This is a genomic window from Streptomyces bathyalis (genome assembly GCF_015910445.1).
Taxonomy (GTDB): Bacteria; Actinomycetota; Actinomycetes; order Streptomycetales; family Streptomycetaceae; genus Streptomyces; species Streptomyces bathyalis.
This window is the reverse complement of the sequence record NZ_CP048882.1, coordinates 6,032,726-6,048,659: the sequence shown is the minus strand read 5'-3', so window position 1 is coordinate 6,048,659 and position 15,934 is coordinate 6,032,726. Positions and strand designations below refer to the sequence as shown.

Here is a 15,934-nt window from a genome sequence, read left to right as displayed (position 1 = left end):
TTTGAACTGACCAGTCAGTGCAAAAATTCGAAGGGGTGGATCCGTGGGCGAGACGGCACACGAATCCCACGGCAGCGGGGAGCCGGACAGGGTCAAGGGCTCCGGCCCCAGGGCGAACGGCCCGAAGGCCGACAACGCCGACGAGAGCACCGCCACGGAAGCGAGCCCGGACACAAGGGCCCCGGAAAGGGAGTCAACTGCGAGCGCCGGCAAGGGCGTTGGCCTACGCGCCGAGGATCTCGCGCTCGACGGCCCGCGCGGCCGGGTCTTCTCCGGTGTCCGCTTCGAGGCGGCCCCCGGCTCGCTCGTGGCGCTGGAGGGCCCGTCGGGCTCCGGCAGGACCTGTCTGCTGCTGGCCCTCTCGGGACGCATGAAGGCGACCGGGGGGCACGCCGTGGTGGGAGGCCGGCGGCTGCCCGAACAGCTCGCCGCCGTACGCCGGTTCAGTGCCTTGGCCGCCGTGCCGGGCGTCACCGACCTGGAACCGTCCCTGTCCGTCGCCGAGCACCTGCGCGAACGCGTGCTGCTGCAACGGCGGTTCGGCGGTTCGCTGCGTGCCCTCCTGAGGCCCCGCAGGGAGCGGACCGCGGCGTCGCGCGCCCGCGTCGACTCCGCGCTGGCCATGGCCGGGCTCGACCCGGAAGCGCTGCCCAAGGGACCGCGGACCCGCGTGCGGGACCTGGAGCGGCTGGAGGTCCTGAGGTTGTCCGTCGCGCTGGCCCTGCTGGGCGGGCCCCGGCTGCTCGCGGTCGACGACGTCGACTTCAAGCTCTCGGAGCCCGAACGCGACGAGGCGTGGTCCCTGCTGCGTTCCGTCGCGTCGTCCGGCGTGACGGTCCTGGCGGTGTGCAGCGAGGCACCCCCCGGTGCGGTCGTCGTCCGTACGGACACCGGGCGCGAGCGGCAACAGCCCGCGGAGACGCGGAAGTCCGACGGTACGAGCAAGAAGGAGGCGGCGGATGCGCTCGCCGAGCCTGGCCGCGCTTGAGCTCAAGCGTTTCGGGAGGGGCCGGCTGCCGCGGGCGGCGATGGTGGCCATGCTGCTGCTGCCGCTGCTCTACGGCGCCCTGTACCTGTGGTCCTTCTGGAACCCGTACGAGCGTCTCGACAAGGTCCCCGTCGCCCTCGTCAACGAGGACAAAGGGGCGCAGGCGGACGGAAAGCAGGTCACCGCCGGCGACTCGGTCACCGAAGGACTGCACGAGAGCGGCACCTTCGACTGGCGCGAGACCGACGCGGAGGACGCCCGCAAGGGGGTCGAGGACGGGCGCTACTACCTTTCGCTGACGGTCCCTTCCGACTTCAGCAAGCGCATCGCCTCCAGCTCCGGCGACGACCCGCGCACCGGCGCGCTGAAGGTGCGTACGAACGACGCCAACAACTACGTCGTCGGGCAGATGTCGCGCACCGTCTTCTCCGAAGTGCGTGCGGCCGCCTCCAGCAAGGCGTCCCGCGGCTTCTACGACCGGATCTTCGTCTCGTTCTCCACACTCCACGACAGGACGGCGAAGGCTGCGGACGGAGCCGACAAGCTCGGCGACGGCATCGGCCGCGCCAAGAAGGGGACCGGCGAGCTGAAGAAGGGCCTGGGCAGGGCCGAGGACGGCAGCGGCAAGCTGAAGGACGGCACTTCTCAACTGCACGCAGGTGCGGGCAGGTTGGAGAAGGGTTCGAAGCAGGTGGCGGACGGCACGCAGCAGTTGACCGACAAGGTCGACAAGGCCGCCGGCAAGCTGCGCCCGTTCGTGAACGGGCACGAGGACGAGATCGGCACCGCGGCCCGCGACGTGGCCCGTGCGAGCAAGACGCTCAAGGACAACCTCGGAGAACTGCCCGAGGCGGCACACAGGGCGAAGGCCGACTCCCGCAAGGCTGCCGACACCCTTGCGACTCTCTACCAGGTGCGATGCGAGGGTCCCGTCGAACTGGACACCTCCTGCACGCAGTTGAAGAAGGCGAGGGACGCCGCCGACACGGCGGCCGATGTGGCCGCGGACGTCGATGACGTCGTCAAGAAGCAGGGCAACCTCACCCGTCTCGGTGAGAGTCTCGACAAGTTGCGCAGCCACGCGAACGCGCTCGCCGACCGCGCGCCGCACCTCGGCGAGGACCTCGACAAGGCCGTCGCACAGATACACGCGCTCAACAAGGGCGCGCACAAGGTCCACGACGGGGCGGGCCGCCTCAAGGGCGGACTGGCGGGCGCCGAGAGCGGCGCCGCCGACCTCGACGCCGGCGTCGGCAGGCTCAGCAAGGGCGCGGGCATGCTCGACGGCGGGATGTACAAGCTCGCCGACGGCTCGTCCCAGCTCTCCGGCGGGCTGCACGACGGGGTGAAGAAGATCCCCGACTACGGCAAGCAGGAACGCGAGGACCGTACGGGCGTGATGGCCGACCCCGTCGGGCTCTCCTCCGCCAACGCGCACTCCGCGCCCAACTACGGCACGGGGTTCGCCCCGTACTTCATCCCGCTCGCGCTCTGGGTCGGTGCGATGATCGCCTACATGCTGCTGCAGCCGCTCAACAGACGCGCACTGGCGGCGGGTGCGCCCGCCGCACGCATCACACTCGCGGGATGGCTGCCCGTGGCGGCGATAGGGGCACTGCAGGCCGGGGCGCTGCTGGGCGTGCTGCACTGGGGGCTCGGGCTCCAACTCGCCCGGGGCGCGGGCACGGTGGGCTTCCTGCTGCTGGTGACGCTCTGCTTCACGGCGATCGTGCAGTTCCTGGGCGCCCGGTTCGGCCCTGCGGGCCGCGTCCTCGTGCTGGCCATGCTGATGCTCCAGCTGACGTCGGCGGGCGGCACATATCCGATACAGACCAGCCCCGGGTTCTTCAACGCCATCCACCCGTTCCTGCCGATGAGTTACGTCGTGGACGGCCTGCGGCACCTCATCACCGGCGGTGAAGCCTGGCCGGTGTGGCGGGCCTGCCTGGTGCTGCTCGCTTTCACGGCGGGTGCTCTCGCTCTGACGGCCCTCACGGCGCGCCGCAAGCAGGTGTGGACCGTGGACCGCCTGCACCCGGAGATCGCGCTGTGAGCCGCGCCCCCACCCGCGAGAAGCTGTTTCAGGCGGCCGTGACGCTCATCGCCGAGCAGGGCTTCTCCGCGACCACGGTGGACGAGATCGCCGAGGCGGCGGGCGTCGCGAAAGGGACCGTCTACTACAACTTCGCCAGCAAGAGCGAGCTGTTCGAGGAACTGCTGCGGCACGGCGTTGAGTTGCTGACGAACGATCTGCGCGAGGCGTCGTCGTCGACGGCGTCGGCGGGCGGCGGTCACGTCGACGCGCTCGACGCGATGGTCCGTGCGGGCCTCGTCTTCATCGACCGCTATCCGGCGTTCACGCGGCTGTACGTCGCAGAGCTGTGGCGCACCAACAGGACGTGGAACTCGACACTGCTGGTGGTACGCAGGCAGGCCGTGGCCGTCGTGGAGGAGGAGCTGCGCGCCGGTGTGGCGGAGGGCGAGCTGAGCGGCGACATCGACGTCACGCTGACCGCGGCGGCGCTGGTCGGCATGGTGCTGGTGGCGGCCCTGGACTGGAAGGCGTTCCAGCCGGAGCGCTCCCTCGACGAGGTGCACGGCGCGCTCTCGCTGCTGCTGCAGGGACGTGTCGGGGGGTGTGCGCAGCCCCGGTAGCCGGCCGACCGGCGACCACCTGTTCCCCAGGGCTGCGCACGCCTTCCCCCGTATCCCCCGACCCCCGTTACGGACGCGGGGCCCCGTGCCCCCGCGTCCCCCTTGCAAGGGGACCGTCTCCGTTCCGCCGCCCCGTGTCGGCGGTGCCGGAGCCGGTGCTCCCTTGCCACGGACATCACTCTGCCCTCGGACGGGGCTTCGTCCCATCCGCTGTACTACTCAACCGGCGGGCTAGGTAGGCGTACTCAGCCCTGGGTGCCAACGCCCGGGCGGAGCCGCTCAGGCCGGGTTCCCGCGCCCCCCGGGCGGCGCCGCCCGCCGCGAAGTGCCGCCCGCCGCCCGGCTAAAGTCCCTCGTCATGGCACGCATTGCGGTGATCGGCGCCGGGCTGGGCGCGATGGCGGCCTCCGCGCGGCTGGCGACGGCGGGGCACCGGGTGACGGTTTTCGAGCGCTCGGCGACCTACGGCGGGGGCGTACGGTCCTGGGAGCGGGACGGCTTCCGCTTCGACACCGGGCCGGGAGTTCTGCACCTGCCCGCGGTCTACCGGGACCTGTTCGTCAAGACCGGACGTGAAGCGCTGGAGGACCGCGTCGGCCTCGTGCGGCTCGATCCCGCGGTCCGGCACGTCTTCCCAGACGGTACGGCGGTCTCGCTGCCCTCCGGGTCCCGCGCGGGGGTCGTCAAGGCGCTCGACGCGACCCTCGGCGCCGGCTCGGGCGAGCGCTGGACGGACATGCTGGCCCGTGCCCGTACCGTCTGGGACGCCATCAGACGGCCGCTGCTGGAGGAGCCGCTGACAGCGGACGGCGTCGAGAGGTTGCGTGAGGGCCTCGCCCGCGATCCGTACCCCGCGCTTCACGGCAAGGGGCTGCTGCGGCGCCGCACACCCACGCTGGCCGAGGCCGCCGAGGACGAACTCCGCGATCCCCGGCTGGTGTTGATGCTGAACGCATGCGCGAACTCCTACGGCCTGGAACCGGAAACCGCGCCCGCCGGTGCGGCGGTTCTCGCATACATGGAGCACACTTTCGGCACCTGGTACGTGCGCGGCGGGATGCGGGCGCTCGCGGATGCCCTGTACACGCGCTGTACCGAGCGCAAGGTGGACTTCCGCTTCGGCTGCGAGGTGGCCGGCGTGCTGGAGGAGGACGGGACAGCGGTCGGCGTGAAGCCTGCCGAAGGGCCGGACGTCCCGGCCGACGCGGTGGTGGTCGGCACCTCCCGGATGCCGGGCACGGCCCCCGCGGAGGGTGCGCCGCCGTATGTGCCGGCGCTGTCGCGTCTCACCGTGCTGCTCGCGCTGCGCGGCGCGCGGCCGACAGGCACTGCGCACCGCACCGTGGTGCACCGGGCCGACTCCCCCGGGCAGCCGCTGACCGTGCTGCGTCCGGACGACCCCGCGCTGCGCCCGGACGACGGCCACGAGACCGCGGTGCTCTCGGTCGGCGTCGCACCGGGCGAAGTGGACGGTGAAGACGACGCCTCACGGTTCGCGGACCGGCTGACGAGCGCGGCCGACGCCGCCGGGCTGGACCTCGGGGCGCGCGTGCTGTGGCGCGAGGTGCGCACGCCCTGGCATATCGAGGAGGAGACGGGGGCTCCGCACGGCCTGGTGCCCGCGCCGGCGCTTCCGGGGCCGTTCGCCCGCGGGGGCCGGACCCGGCGGGACGCGGTGGATGTGCGGCCGCCCAACAGGACGGCCACGAACGGGCTTTACCGCGCGGGCGGCTGGGCGCACCCGGGCGGGGGTGCCGCACACGCGGGGATGTCCGGCGCCCTGGTGGCCGGACTGATCGTGGAGGGCGACGACTGGCGCGGATCCTACTGAGCCGGCGCGGATCCCACTGAGCTCGCACCACTGCCCGTCAGCGGCAGTCGGTCGCGTTCGGGCCGGTCAGTAGTAATAGCCGTTGCCCGCACCGTAACCGTTGCCCTGCGTGCCGTATCCGTACGGGTCGCCGTTCTGGTACGGGTACTGCTGCACCTGCTCGTTCGGGTCGCGCTGCTGCGGGACCCACGCGCCGGCGCCTCCGGTGGGGGCCTGGGGAAAGTAGGGCTGCCCGTCGGCGTAGGACTCGCCGTTGCCGTACATGGACCCGTAGGCGTCCGCACCGGCACCGCCCGCTCCGAGGCCGCCGCCACCGCCGAAGGTGTCGGAGACTCCGTACGGGGACTGCTGGGGGCCGTACCCGCCCGGCTGGTCGCCAAGTCCGCCGCCGAGGCCACCGTAGGGGTCGCCGCCGCCGTAGGAGGGGTCGGCGCCGTAGGCGTCGTAACCGCCGTAGCCGCCGTACGAGGGGGCGCCGGCGCCGTTGCTGTCGAAGGCTGCGTACGGGTCGGAGAACGAGCCGTACTGCTGCTGGCCGTCCTGGTATATGCCGGCCTGCGGCGACGCGGCGGGGTAGCCGAAGCTGTCGTAGCCGCCGAAGGTGAACTCGCCGGTCTCGTCCGGCAGCGGGCCGGGCTGGTAGACGGGGACCTGCTCCTGGCCCATCGACTGCGGTCCGTAACCGTTCTGTCCCTGGAACCCGTTGGACTGGTAGCCCTCGGTCTCCGGGCTGAACGGGCTGAATGCCTGCGTGGAGTCGAAGCCGCTGGGGACGGAAGAGCCGAGGCCTCCGGGCGCCGCGAAGGCGGCCGTGTCGTAGCCGTTCCCGTTGCCGTTCGGGCTGTCGTAGCCGTTGCCGTTCGGAGCGAATCCGTTCGGGGGGCCCATCGGGTCGACGACGGGGAAGCCGCCCGTCTCGTAGCGGTTCCCGCCACCGAAGCCGCTGGGAGCGCTCATCGAGTCGACGGTGGCGAAGGCAGCGGTGTCGTAGCCGTTCGCCTCGAAGCCGTTCTGCTGGAACCCGTCCGAGCCGCCGAAGCCGCCCGACGCCGCGAGGGCGGGGACGGGCTCGGGCGCGGGCTCGAACTGGGGCACCTGCTCGAACTCCGGCTCCGGCTCCGGCTCGTCGCGGCGGCGGTTGACACCGGGCACTCCGGTGAGTGCCCAGCCCGCCACGAAGCCCCTGCGGTAGGAGAGCGTCACGAAGGTCTGCCCGGTGGCGAAGGCGGCGATCCCGATGCCGATCACGACGACCGACGGGATCAGCGCCCCCGCCACGACGCACAGGAAGCCGGTGAAGGCCAGTACGCGCCAGCGCAGCCGCGCCTTGTACTGCAGGAGTACCTCGCCCAACAGCCACAGCGCGACGATGCCGAACGCGATGTAGAGGACTGTCCAGCCCATGTGCGCCCCCTTCTCACTGCCTCGGCCGGCTACTTCGGCTCAGGGTCGATTGTGGAGTCCAAGATTCTGATGGATTTCCAGCGTTGCCGTGGAGTTGTTGAGCGTAATGAAGTGGAGTCCGGGGACATCCTCAGCCATCAGCCTCGCACACATCTCCGTCGCGTACTCGATTCCGGCCGAGCGTACCGCCGCGGGATCGTCTTCGACCTCCCGGAGTCGCTCTGCCAGTTCGTCCGGGATCGTCGCATTGCTGAGCTGTGCGAACGTCTCGATCTGCTTCACGTTGGTGACCGGGATGATCTCCGGGATGATCGGCGTCTCGCAACCCGCGGCCGTCACGCTGTCCCGCAGCCGGAGGTAGTCCTCGACGCGGAAGAACATCTGGGTGATCGCGTAGTCGGCCCCGGCACGGCACTTGTCGACGAAGTGGCGTACGTCGGTGTCCCAGTCGTCGGAGCGGGGGTGCATCTCGGGGAAGGCGGCTACGCCCACGCAGAAGTCGCCGGACTCCTTGACCAGTTCGACCAGTTCACAGGCGTAGGTGAGGCCCTCTGGGTGCCTGACCCACTCGCCCATCGGATCACCGGGCGGGTCGCCCCGGATCGCGAGGACGTTGCGGATGCCCGCGTCCGCGTACTGGCCGATGACGTTGCGCAGCTCCGCCCGGGAGTGGTTCACGGCGGTCAGGTGCGCGACCGGCGTGAGCGTGGTCTCCGTGGCGATCCGCTCGGTGTTGCGTACGGTCCCCTCTCGCGAGGAGCCTCCCGCCCCGTAGGTCACGGAGACGAACGTGGGTGAGACGGCTTCGATCCGCCGCAGGGCGTTCCACAGCGAGCGCTCGCCCTTCTCGGTCTTCGGGGCGAAGAATTCGAACGAGTACGAGCGCTGCCCCGTCGCGAGGAGGTCACGCACTGTCGTCGTGCTGTCTGTCCTGGTAGCTGAGATACCGATGGCCATGGTTGAAGGCTATCGGCCTTGGCTAGAGGGCGACCGGGCGTGAAGAGCGCTTACGTCCGTTCCGTCGCCCTTGTCGCCGCGGTTCCTCCCCCGGCGGGCACACCGGTCACGCAGCGGAAACACCTCTGCGGTGCCCCGTTCGAAAGCGATTTCCTGAAGGGGTCCGCCGCAGGGGTCGACGCCTCGCCCGGGCCCCCGCTGGCACCGGTCAGCGCGGCCCGCCGGCCTCGTCCCGGGCGGCGCGCTCCCGCAGCCGCCGGGCCAGCCCCGCAGCGGCGGCCTCCGGATCGTCGGCGCCGGTGAGGACGCGGACGACCACGACGCGCCTCGCACCGGCGTCCAGCACCTCGTCCAGGTTGGACGCGTCGATTCCGCCGATGGCGAACCACGGACGCGCGGTGCCCAGCGAGGCCGTGTACCTCACCAGGTCGAGGCCCGGCGCGTGGCGGCCCGGCTTGGTGGGGGTCGGCCAGCATGGACCGGTGCAGAAGTAGTCCACGCCCGGCTCGGCCGCCGCGGCGGCGGCCTCCGCCTCTGCATGCGTGGACCGGCCAATGAGGACGTCGTCACCGAGGACCGCACGAGCAGCGGGAACGGGCAGATCGCCCTGGCCGAGGTGGAGCACCTCGGAACCGGAGGCGTGGGCGACGTCCGCGCGGTCGTTGACCGCGAGCAGCTTTCCGTGGCGCTTGCAGGCGTCCGCGAAGACCGAGAGATGCTCCAGCTCCTCGGCGGCCTCCATGGTCTTGTCCCGCAGCTGCACGATGTCGACGCCTCCGCGCAGGACCGCGTCGAGGAACTCCGGCAGGTCGCCCTGTTCCTTGCGCGCGTCGGTGCACAGATAGAGCCGTGCGCTGGCGAGCAGACGGCGGGCGTTCGTGGCGCTCATGAGGGACGTCCCCCCGGGACAAGGGCGTGCGGACCGGACGCAGCGGCGCGCGCTGCGCCGGGCCCGCACGCCGGCGGATGTGTGCGTTGTGACCGTGTGTCTGGGCGGTGGTGCGATGCGGTGTGCCGCGGCAGGCGCTGTGCGGGAAATCACACGGCGAGTGCCTGGGCGCGCCGCTTCACCTCTGTCCCCCGGTTCTCACGGAGGGCCTGCGCCGGGGTGCCGGGGAGGCTCTCGTCCTCGGTGAAGAGCCACTCCAGCATTTCCTCGTCGCTGAAGCCGTCGTCCTTGAGGAGCGTGATCGTGCCGACGAGGCCCTTCACGATGCGGCCCGAGCCGATGAAGTCCGCGGGGACCTGCAAGGTCCGCTCCTCCCCTCTGCGGACCGCGATCAGCTGGCCCTCCTTGACCAGCTGACGGGCCCGGGTCACCGGGATGTCCAGCTTTTCGGCGACGTCGGGCAGGGTGAGCCAGGCAGGGACGAGAGCATCGGTCTTTGCATCAATCTCTGTCACGCCACCAGCCTGCCATCCCGCTGTGACAGTCACTACTGTGCGGCGGCCACCAGTCCGCCGGAGCCGCCCCTCCGGGCCCGGGCCGGGCCGGACCCACGGCGCCGCCGGGCTAGCGGACGGCCTTCTTGAGCGGCACCGCCGCGTCGGCCACACGCTCCGCGTCCACCGGCGCGCCGCTCCCGATGAGCCTTCTGCCCTGCGCCAGGTCGCGGGGGCGCCCGACGGCGAGCAGCGCGTTCAGCCTGCCCTCCCGCAGCCAGCAGACGGACCACGCGGCTTCGCCCGGGCTGCCGCGCCAGACCAGCTCGTCATCGGCGGTGTGGTGTCCGGCGTACTGGATGAAGCGTCCGAACTGCTCGGACCAGAAGTAGGGCACCGGATCGTAGACGGCGGCCTCCGCCTCACCGTCCGGGAGCGTCCCGGCGACGATGTTGGCCGCCACGACGCGGGGCCCCTGCAGCGCGTTGTCCCAGTGGTGCACGAGGAGGCGCTCGCCGTACCGGGCCGAGGGGAACGAGGCGCAGTCGCCCACCGCGTACACGTGCGGGGCGGAGGTGCGCAGCCCCTCGTCCGCGAACACGCCGCCGTCCCCGCCGAGTTCGATGCCCGAACCCGCCAGCCAGCCTGTCGCGGGACGCGAGCCGATGCCCACCACGACGGCGTCGGCCCGCAGGCGCGTGCCGTCCGCGAGCACCGCCCCGCCGCGCTCCACCGAGCGCACGGCGACGCCGGTGCGCAGATGCGCACCGCTCTCTCCGTACCAGGCGCGCATGTGCGACGTGACCTCCGCGGGCAGCGCTCCCGGAAGCGGTTCACCCGCGGCCTCCACGACGGTGACGGCACAGCCGGCCTCACGTGCCGCGGTGGTGAACTCGGCACCGATCCAGCCCGCTCCGACCACGACGATCTCGCCCCGCCCCGCCAGCACGGGGCGCAGCCGTGCCGCGTCGTCGAGGGTTCGCAGCAGGTGAACGCCGGGGACTCCGTCGCTGCCCGGCAGTGCGACCGGCTCGGCGCCCGTGGCGATGACGAGATGGTCGTACGCGACGGTGCCCGCCCCCGTCTCCAGCAGGCGCTCGCCGGGACGCAGCGCGGTCACGTCCCTGCCCAGTTCCAGGTCGACGCCGAGGGAGCCGAAGTCGACGTCCAGGGCGGCGTCGTCGGTCTTGCCGAGCAGGACCGCCTTGGACAACGGGGGCCGGTCGTACGGCTGGTGGGGCTCGCTGCCGATCAGCCGGATCCCGCCGGGCCAACCCTGCTCGCGCAGTTGCACGGCCGTCTGCACTCCGGCCATGCCCGCACCAACGACGACGACCCGCTGCTCGCTCCGGCTCTCACCCACACGATCATCCTAGGGCGGTGACGCGGTCCCGAGAGGCGGCTGCCACGGTGCCCGGCGGTCACACCACGGCAGCGGCGCAGTACGCTGGTTGAACGGTACAAAGCCAAGACGGCCCGATGAAGAGCCGCCAGGCGGCACCGGCAGCAGCCGGCGCGTACCGCAATCGACGACATCGCACGCGGGAGTCCGGCGCACCGGGCTGAGAGGGAGGCTGCGGCCTCCGACCGTACGAACCTGATCCGGGTCATTCCGGCGAAGGGAGAAGCAGCTTCCTCATGCGACGCACCAGCACACCCCGGACCGCCCTCGCCGGCCAGGAGTCGGGCGCAGCACCGGCACATCCGGACGTGGCCGTCGTCGGCGGCGGCGTCATCGGACTCGTCACCGCCTGGCGGGCAGCCCAGCGCGGTCTTTCCACCACGGTCCTCGACCCCGAACCGGGCGGCGGCGCCGCCCGGGTGGCGGCCGGGATGCTCGCCGCCGTCACCGAGCTGCACTACGGCGAGGAGGCGCTGCTCGGGCTCAACCTCGCCTCGTCCGCCCGCTATCCGGACTTCGCGGCGGAGCTGGAGGAGGCGAGCGGACAGGAGATCGGCTACCGCTCCTGCGGCACGCTCGCCGTAGCGCTCGACGCCGACGACAGGGCGCATCTGCGTCAACTGCACGCGCTTCAGCGGCGTTGCGGGCTCGATTCGCAGTGGCTCACGGGCCGCGAGTGCCGCCGCCTCGAACCGATGCTCGCCCCTTCCGTTCGCGGCGGGCTGCGGGTCGACGGCGACCACCAGGCGGACCCGCGCCGGCTCGCCACGGCCCTGCTGCTGGCCTGTGAACGTTCGGGCGTGACGTTCCGGCGCGCGGCCGCCGCGGCGCTCACGGTCAAGGACGGGCGGGCCTCAGGCGTGACGCTGGACGACGGCACCCGGGTGGAGGCCGGGCAGACGGTGCTGGCGACGGGTTCGTGGGCCTCACGTCTCGAAGGAGTGCCGCACGAGCTGCTGCCGCCGGTGCGCCCGGTCAAGGGCCAGGTGCTGCGGCTGCGGATGCCGTCCTCGTCCGCGTACGGGCCCTTCCTCTCCCGTACCGTCCGGGCGATCGTGCGCGGCGGGCACATCTATCTGGTGCCGCGCGCCAACGGCGAGCTGGTCATCGGCGCGACGAGCGAGGAGCTGGGCTGGGACACGACGGTCACCGCCGGCGGCGTCTACGAACTGCTGCGGGACGCGCACGAACTCACGCCTGGCCTCACCGAACTGCCCCTCATAGAGACCTCGGCGGGGCTGCGTCCTGCCTCGCCCGACAACGCGCCGCTGCTGGGACCGACTGCGCTGCCGGGCCTCCATCTGGCCACCGGCCACTACCGCAACGGCGTGCTGCTCACTCCCGTCACCGGCGACGCCATGGGCGAACTGCTGGCGACCGGCGAACTCCCCGAGCAGGCCCGCCCCTTCACTCCGGCGAGGTTCGGTGACCCCGGCACCGAAGCTGCGGGGGTTGTCTTCGCAAGCGAGCCACAGGAGCGTTCAGCATGACGACCGTCCCCTCACATGCCGCCACCGTCACTGTCTCCGTGAACGGCGCCTCGCGCGAGGTCCCCTCGGAGTCCACCCTCGACCAGCTCGTGGCGGGTCTCACAGCTGCGCCCTCGGGTGTCGCCGCGGCCGTCAACGAGACCGTCGTGCCCCGTGGCGAGTGGCCGCGCGTGCGGCTGGCCGAGGGGGACCGCGTCGAGGTACTGACCGCAGTCCAAGGAGGCTGATCCGTATGACAGGCACCGCGGTCCACACCACTCCGCGCCCCGAACCGCACATGTCCCCGTCCGCCGGCTCCCCGGTGGCGGAACCGGACCCGTTCGTCATCGGCGACCGCACCTTCGGCTCCCGCTTGATCATGGGTACGGGCGGAGCGCCCAGCCTGGACGTCATGGAGCGCTCGCTGGTGGCCTCGGGCACCGAGCTGACGACGGTCGCCATGCGCCGCCTCGATCCGACGGTCCAGGGCTCGGTGCTGTCCGTGCTGGAGAAGCACGGCATCGGCGTGCTGCCGAACACGGCGGGCTGCTACACGGCCGGCGAGGCGGTGCTCACCGCACGGCTCGCGCGTGAGGCACTGGGCACCGGCTGGGTGAAGCTGGAGGTCATCGCCGACGAGCGCACGCTGCTGCCCGATCCTGTCGAACTCCTCGACGCGGCCGAGACGTTGGTCGACGACGGCTTCACCGTGCTGCCGTACACCAACGACGATCCCGTCCTCGCGCGGAAGCTTGAGGAGGCGGGCTGTGCGGCCGTCATGCCGCTGGGCTCCCCCATCGGCTCCGGGCTCGGCATCCGCAACCCGCACAACTTCCAGCTGATCGCCGAGCGCGCCGGAGTGCCCGTGATCCTCGACGCGGGCGCCGGGACGGCCTCCGACGTGGCCTTCGCCATGGAACTGGGGTGCGAGGCCGTGATGCTCGCCTCGGCCGTGACGAGGGCGCAGGAGCCGGTGCTGATGGCCGAGGCGATGCGGCAGGCGGTCAGCGCGGGCCGCCTGGCGCATCGCGCGGGCCGGATCCCGCGCCGCCACTTCGCGGAGGCGTCCTCCCCGACGGAGGGTGTGGCCGCGCTCGACCCTGAGCGCCCCGCGTTCGGCTGAGCGGGACGAAGGTCCCTGGGCCGGGCTGAGTGACACAAGTCCCGGGAAGCGCCCAGGGACACAGGTCCCGCATGAGAAATTCCGGTCCGCGGAGAAAGAGGGAAGGAAGAAGGCACCGGGAAGAGGGCGGAATCAGCGCCGCCGCGTGCTGGAATTCCGAGCTCCCGGGAGCCTGCCGGCGCCCTTTCGGACCAAAGTCCCAAAAGGGGCAAAATCTACGATTCTTCCTCGTTGGCCTGTCGTCTCACCCGCTGCATGGCGCATCACGGATTTCGGTCGCCGGGATGACTCGTAGACTCTTCGTCGATGGATACGAGCCTTCAGGACTCCTCCTCCGGCCCCGCCGGGGAGACCCCGCCGGTCGGCCAGGTGCTGGACGGCCGGTACCGCGTCGAATCACGTATTGCCGTCGGCGGCATGGCGACGGTCTACCGCGCCGTCGACACCCGCCTCGACCGCGTTCTGGCCCTGAAGGTCATGCACCCCTCGCTCGCCATGGACGGCGCCTTCGTCGACCGCTTCATCCGCGAGGCCAAGTCCGTCGCCCGGCTCGCGCACCCCAACGTGGTCGGCGTGTACGACCAGGGCACCGACGGCACCTACGTCTACCTGGCGATGGAGTACGTCTCCGGGTGCACCCTGCGGGACGTGCTGCGGGAGCGCGGCGCTCTCCGCCCCCGCGTCGCCCTGGACATCCTGGAGCCGATGCTCGCCGCTCTGGGCGCCGCGCACCACGCCGGCATGGTGCACCGCGACATGAAGCCGGAGAACGTGCTGATCGGCGACGACGGGCGGGTCAAGGTCGCCGACTTCGGCCTCGTACGGGCGGTGGACAGCCAGACGTCCGTGGGATCCGACAGCATTCTCGGCACCGTCTCCTACCTCGCCCCGGAGCAGATCGAGCACGGCACGGCGGACACACGCACCGACCTCTACGCGTGCGGCGTGATGCTCTACGAGATGCTCACCGGCAGCAAGCCCCGCACTGGCGGCACGCCGGCGCAGGTGCTCTACCAGCACCTCCACGAGGACATGCCGGCTCCGTCGACCTCCGTCCCCGGCCTCGCCCCGGAGCTGGACATGCTGGTCGCACGGGCCACGGCGCGTGCGGCGGACGGCCGCCCCCAGGACGCGGGCGCGATGCTCTCGGAGACCCGCGGAGTCCGGGCCCGTCTCACCCCGGACCAGCTGGACGCCGTCCCGCCTCAGGCGCACGACCCGGCGGCAGGGCTCGCCGAGGTCCTCGCGGCCGGAGCCGCCCTCGGCGAGGGCCGCATGCGCTCGGCGGCCGGCCCCGGCGACGGGATGGAGGAGCGCACGAGCCTGCTCCCGCGCGACGTCGCGGCAGCGCACGAATACGGGCACGGGCCCGGCCCCGGAGGCGGCTGGGGCGACGACATCGACCGCACCGCCCGCTACACCGCCCCGCCGCGTGACGGCGGCGGCACGCGGCGCCGCCGCGGCGGCCGTGCCGGTGGCCGGGGCTTCCTCGTGACGCTGGGAGTGATGCTGTTGCTGCTGGTGGGCACCGGTGTCTGGTACATCAACTCCGGCCAGTTCACTCAGACCCCGGCCGTGCTGGACAAGACGGAGCCCCAGGCCAGGAAGATCCTCAGCGACTCGGGACTCGACGTGAACGTCACCCGCGACTACAGCGAGCGCGTCGAGCGCGGCCACGTCATCGACACCAACCCGGACCCGGGCGACCGCATCCGCAGGACGGGCACCGTCACCATGGTCGTCTCCAACGGCCCGGAGATAGTGAAGGTCCCCGAGCTGAGCGGTACGCCGCTCGCCGACGCCCGGCGCAAGCTCAAGGACGCCGGCCTGGAGGCCGGTGTGGTCAAGCAGCAGTTCAGCGAGGACACGGCGCGGGGCTCCGTGATCGCCAGCGACCCGGACGCGGGCAGCAAGCGCCGCCCGGGCTCCCCCGTCGCGCTGACCGTCTCCAAGGGCTCGCCGGTCGATGTGCCGGACGTCGTCGGTGACGACGAGGACTCCGCCCGCGAGGACCTGGCCGAGGAGGGCCTGAAGGTCCGTATCGCTCAGGGGCGCGTCTTCTCGGACGAGGACGAGGGCAAGGTGGCCCGGCAGTCGCCCGCCGAGGGCAGCACGGCCGGTGAGGGCGACACCGTCACCCTCACCATCTCCAAGGGCCAGGACCTGGTGGACGTCCCGGACGTGGAGGGCCTGGGCAAGAAGCAGGCGCGCAAGAAGCTGGAGGACGCGGGCTTCGAGGTCACCACACGCCGGATCTTCGTCGGCAACAAGGTCTTCGCCCAGTCACCGGGCGGGGACGACGAGGCTCCGCGCGGCTCCGAGGTGACGATCTGGCTGCGCTGAGCAGGCGCTGAGCAGGTCGACCACGGTCACCGCCACGGCGGCCGCACCCCTCCGGAACGCCCCCGGAACACCTCCCTGGAAGCCCGCTCCGGACGTACCGGAGAGCGCTTACACCCCGCATGCGCGTCCTCACCCACAGGGATCCGGGCCGCCTTGCGTGTGATACCGGACATAGGACCCATGTCACTTACGACTGCCTCTAGTGGACCGGTAGCTGCCTCCGCCCGCCGCCCGGGGCACGGGCCGTCCGGCGTTCCCCGTGCGGCCCACTCCCCCGATAAACGAAACGGGATAGTACGTCACACTTTTGGGCTGTGTTTTCGGAGCCTTTAACAATTGCCGTCGGTCGCATGCGCCGGGGTTCGGAACTCGGCGTACA

Annotated in this window: 12 protein-coding genes, 1 pseudogene and 1 riboswitch; of the genes and pseudogenes, 8 read left to right on the top strand and 5 right to left on the bottom strand. The window is 71.7% G+C overall.

The annotated features are described in order from the left end of the window. The first annotated feature begins 43 nt into the window (after positions 1 to 43). From G4Z16_RS26175 to G4Z16_RS26160, 4 genes are all read left to right on the top strand, one after another. Complete coding sequence (locus G4Z16_RS26175) at positions 44 to 988, top strand: ATP-binding cassette domain-containing protein (protein ID WP_197353097.1); 945 nt, start codon at positions 44 to 46, stop codon at positions 986 to 988. Further along, positions 960 to 3,041, top strand: a complete 2,082-nt coding sequence (locus G4Z16_RS26170; RefSeq protein ID WP_197353096.1) for a YhgE/Pip domain-containing protein — start codon at positions 960 to 962, stop codon at positions 3,039 to 3,041. Before G4Z16_RS26175 ends, G4Z16_RS26170 begins: the two co-directional genes overlap by 29 nt. Further along, on the top strand, positions 3,038 to 3,643 hold the full coding sequence (locus tag G4Z16_RS26165; protein WP_246531076.1) for a TetR/AcrR family transcriptional regulator: 606 nt from the start codon (positions 3,038 to 3,040) through the stop codon (positions 3,641 to 3,643). Before G4Z16_RS26170 ends, G4Z16_RS26165 begins: the two co-directional genes overlap by 4 nt. A gap of 358 nt (positions 3,644 to 4,001) precedes the next feature. Then, entirely contained in the window at positions 4,002 to 5,474 is a 1,473-nt protein-coding gene (locus G4Z16_RS26160) for a phytoene desaturase family protein (RefSeq protein ID WP_197353094.1), read from the top strand. A 1,136-nt stretch (positions 5,475 to 6,610) separates the two neighbouring features. Here G4Z16_RS26160 and G4Z16_RS33120 read toward each other — a convergent pair. The 5 genes and pseudogenes from G4Z16_RS33120 to G4Z16_RS26135 all read right to left on the bottom strand — a co-directional run. Next, positions 6,611 to 6,878 (bottom strand): annotated as a pseudogene (locus G4Z16_RS33120) (hypothetical protein); the annotation flags it as partial. A 39-nt stretch (positions 6,879 to 6,917) separates the two neighbouring features. Then, complete coding sequence (gene metF, locus G4Z16_RS26150) at positions 6,918 to 7,835, bottom strand: methylenetetrahydrofolate reductase [NAD(P)H] (protein WP_197353093.1); 918 nt, start codon at positions 7,833 to 7,835, stop codon at positions 6,918 to 6,920. Between the two features lie 208 nt (positions 7,836 to 8,043). Next, positions 8,044 to 8,724: a thiamine phosphate synthase gene (gene thiE, locus G4Z16_RS26145; RefSeq protein WP_197353092.1), complete on the bottom strand. Its 681-nt coding sequence runs from the start codon at positions 8,722 to 8,724 to the stop codon at positions 8,044 to 8,046. A gap of 149 nt (positions 8,725 to 8,873) precedes the next feature. Next, positions 8,874 to 9,239 carry an Rv2175c family DNA-binding protein gene (locus tag G4Z16_RS26140; protein ID WP_197353091.1) on the bottom strand — a complete coding sequence of 122 codons (366 nt, stop codon included), beginning with the start codon at positions 9,237 to 9,239 and terminating at the stop codon, positions 8,874 to 8,876. A gap of 109 nt (positions 9,240 to 9,348) precedes the next feature. Beyond that, positions 9,349 to 10,533 (bottom strand): NAD(P)/FAD-dependent oxidoreductase, encoded by a 1,185-nt coding sequence (locus G4Z16_RS26135; RefSeq protein ID WP_246531370.1) that lies wholly within the window; start codon positions 10,531 to 10,533, stop codon positions 9,349 to 9,351. Between the two features lie 216 nt (positions 10,534 to 10,749). Then, a riboswitch (TPP riboswitch) is annotated at positions 10,750 to 10,860 on the top strand. On the opposite strand from G4Z16_RS26135, the gene thiO reads away from it, so the two are divergent. From thiO to pknB, 4 genes are all read left to right on the top strand, one after another. Beyond that, on the top strand, positions 10,857 to 12,110 hold the full coding sequence (gene thiO, locus G4Z16_RS26130; protein ID WP_197353089.1) for a glycine oxidase ThiO: 1,254 nt from the start codon (positions 10,857 to 10,859) through the stop codon (positions 12,108 to 12,110). It overlaps the preceding riboswitch by 4 nt. After that, positions 12,107 to 12,337, top strand: a complete 231-nt coding sequence (gene thiS / locus G4Z16_RS26125) for a sulfur carrier protein ThiS (RefSeq protein WP_197353088.1) — start codon at positions 12,107 to 12,109, stop codon at positions 12,335 to 12,337. The genes thiO and thiS overlap by 4 nt, the downstream gene beginning before the upstream one ends. Before the next feature lie 50 nt (positions 12,338 to 12,387). After that, the gene (locus tag G4Z16_RS26120) at positions 12,388 to 13,212 is read left to right on the top strand and encodes a thiazole synthase (protein WP_197354918.1); all 825 of its coding nucleotides are present in this window, start codon (positions 12,388 to 12,390) and stop codon (positions 13,210 to 13,212) included. 306 nt (positions 13,213 to 13,518) lie between these two features. Then, complete coding sequence (gene pknB / locus G4Z16_RS26115) at positions 13,519 to 15,555, top strand: Stk1 family PASTA domain-containing Ser/Thr kinase (protein ID WP_197353087.1); 2,037 nt, start codon at positions 13,519 to 13,521, stop codon at positions 15,553 to 15,555. Positions 15,556 to 15,934 lie beyond the last annotated feature (379 nt).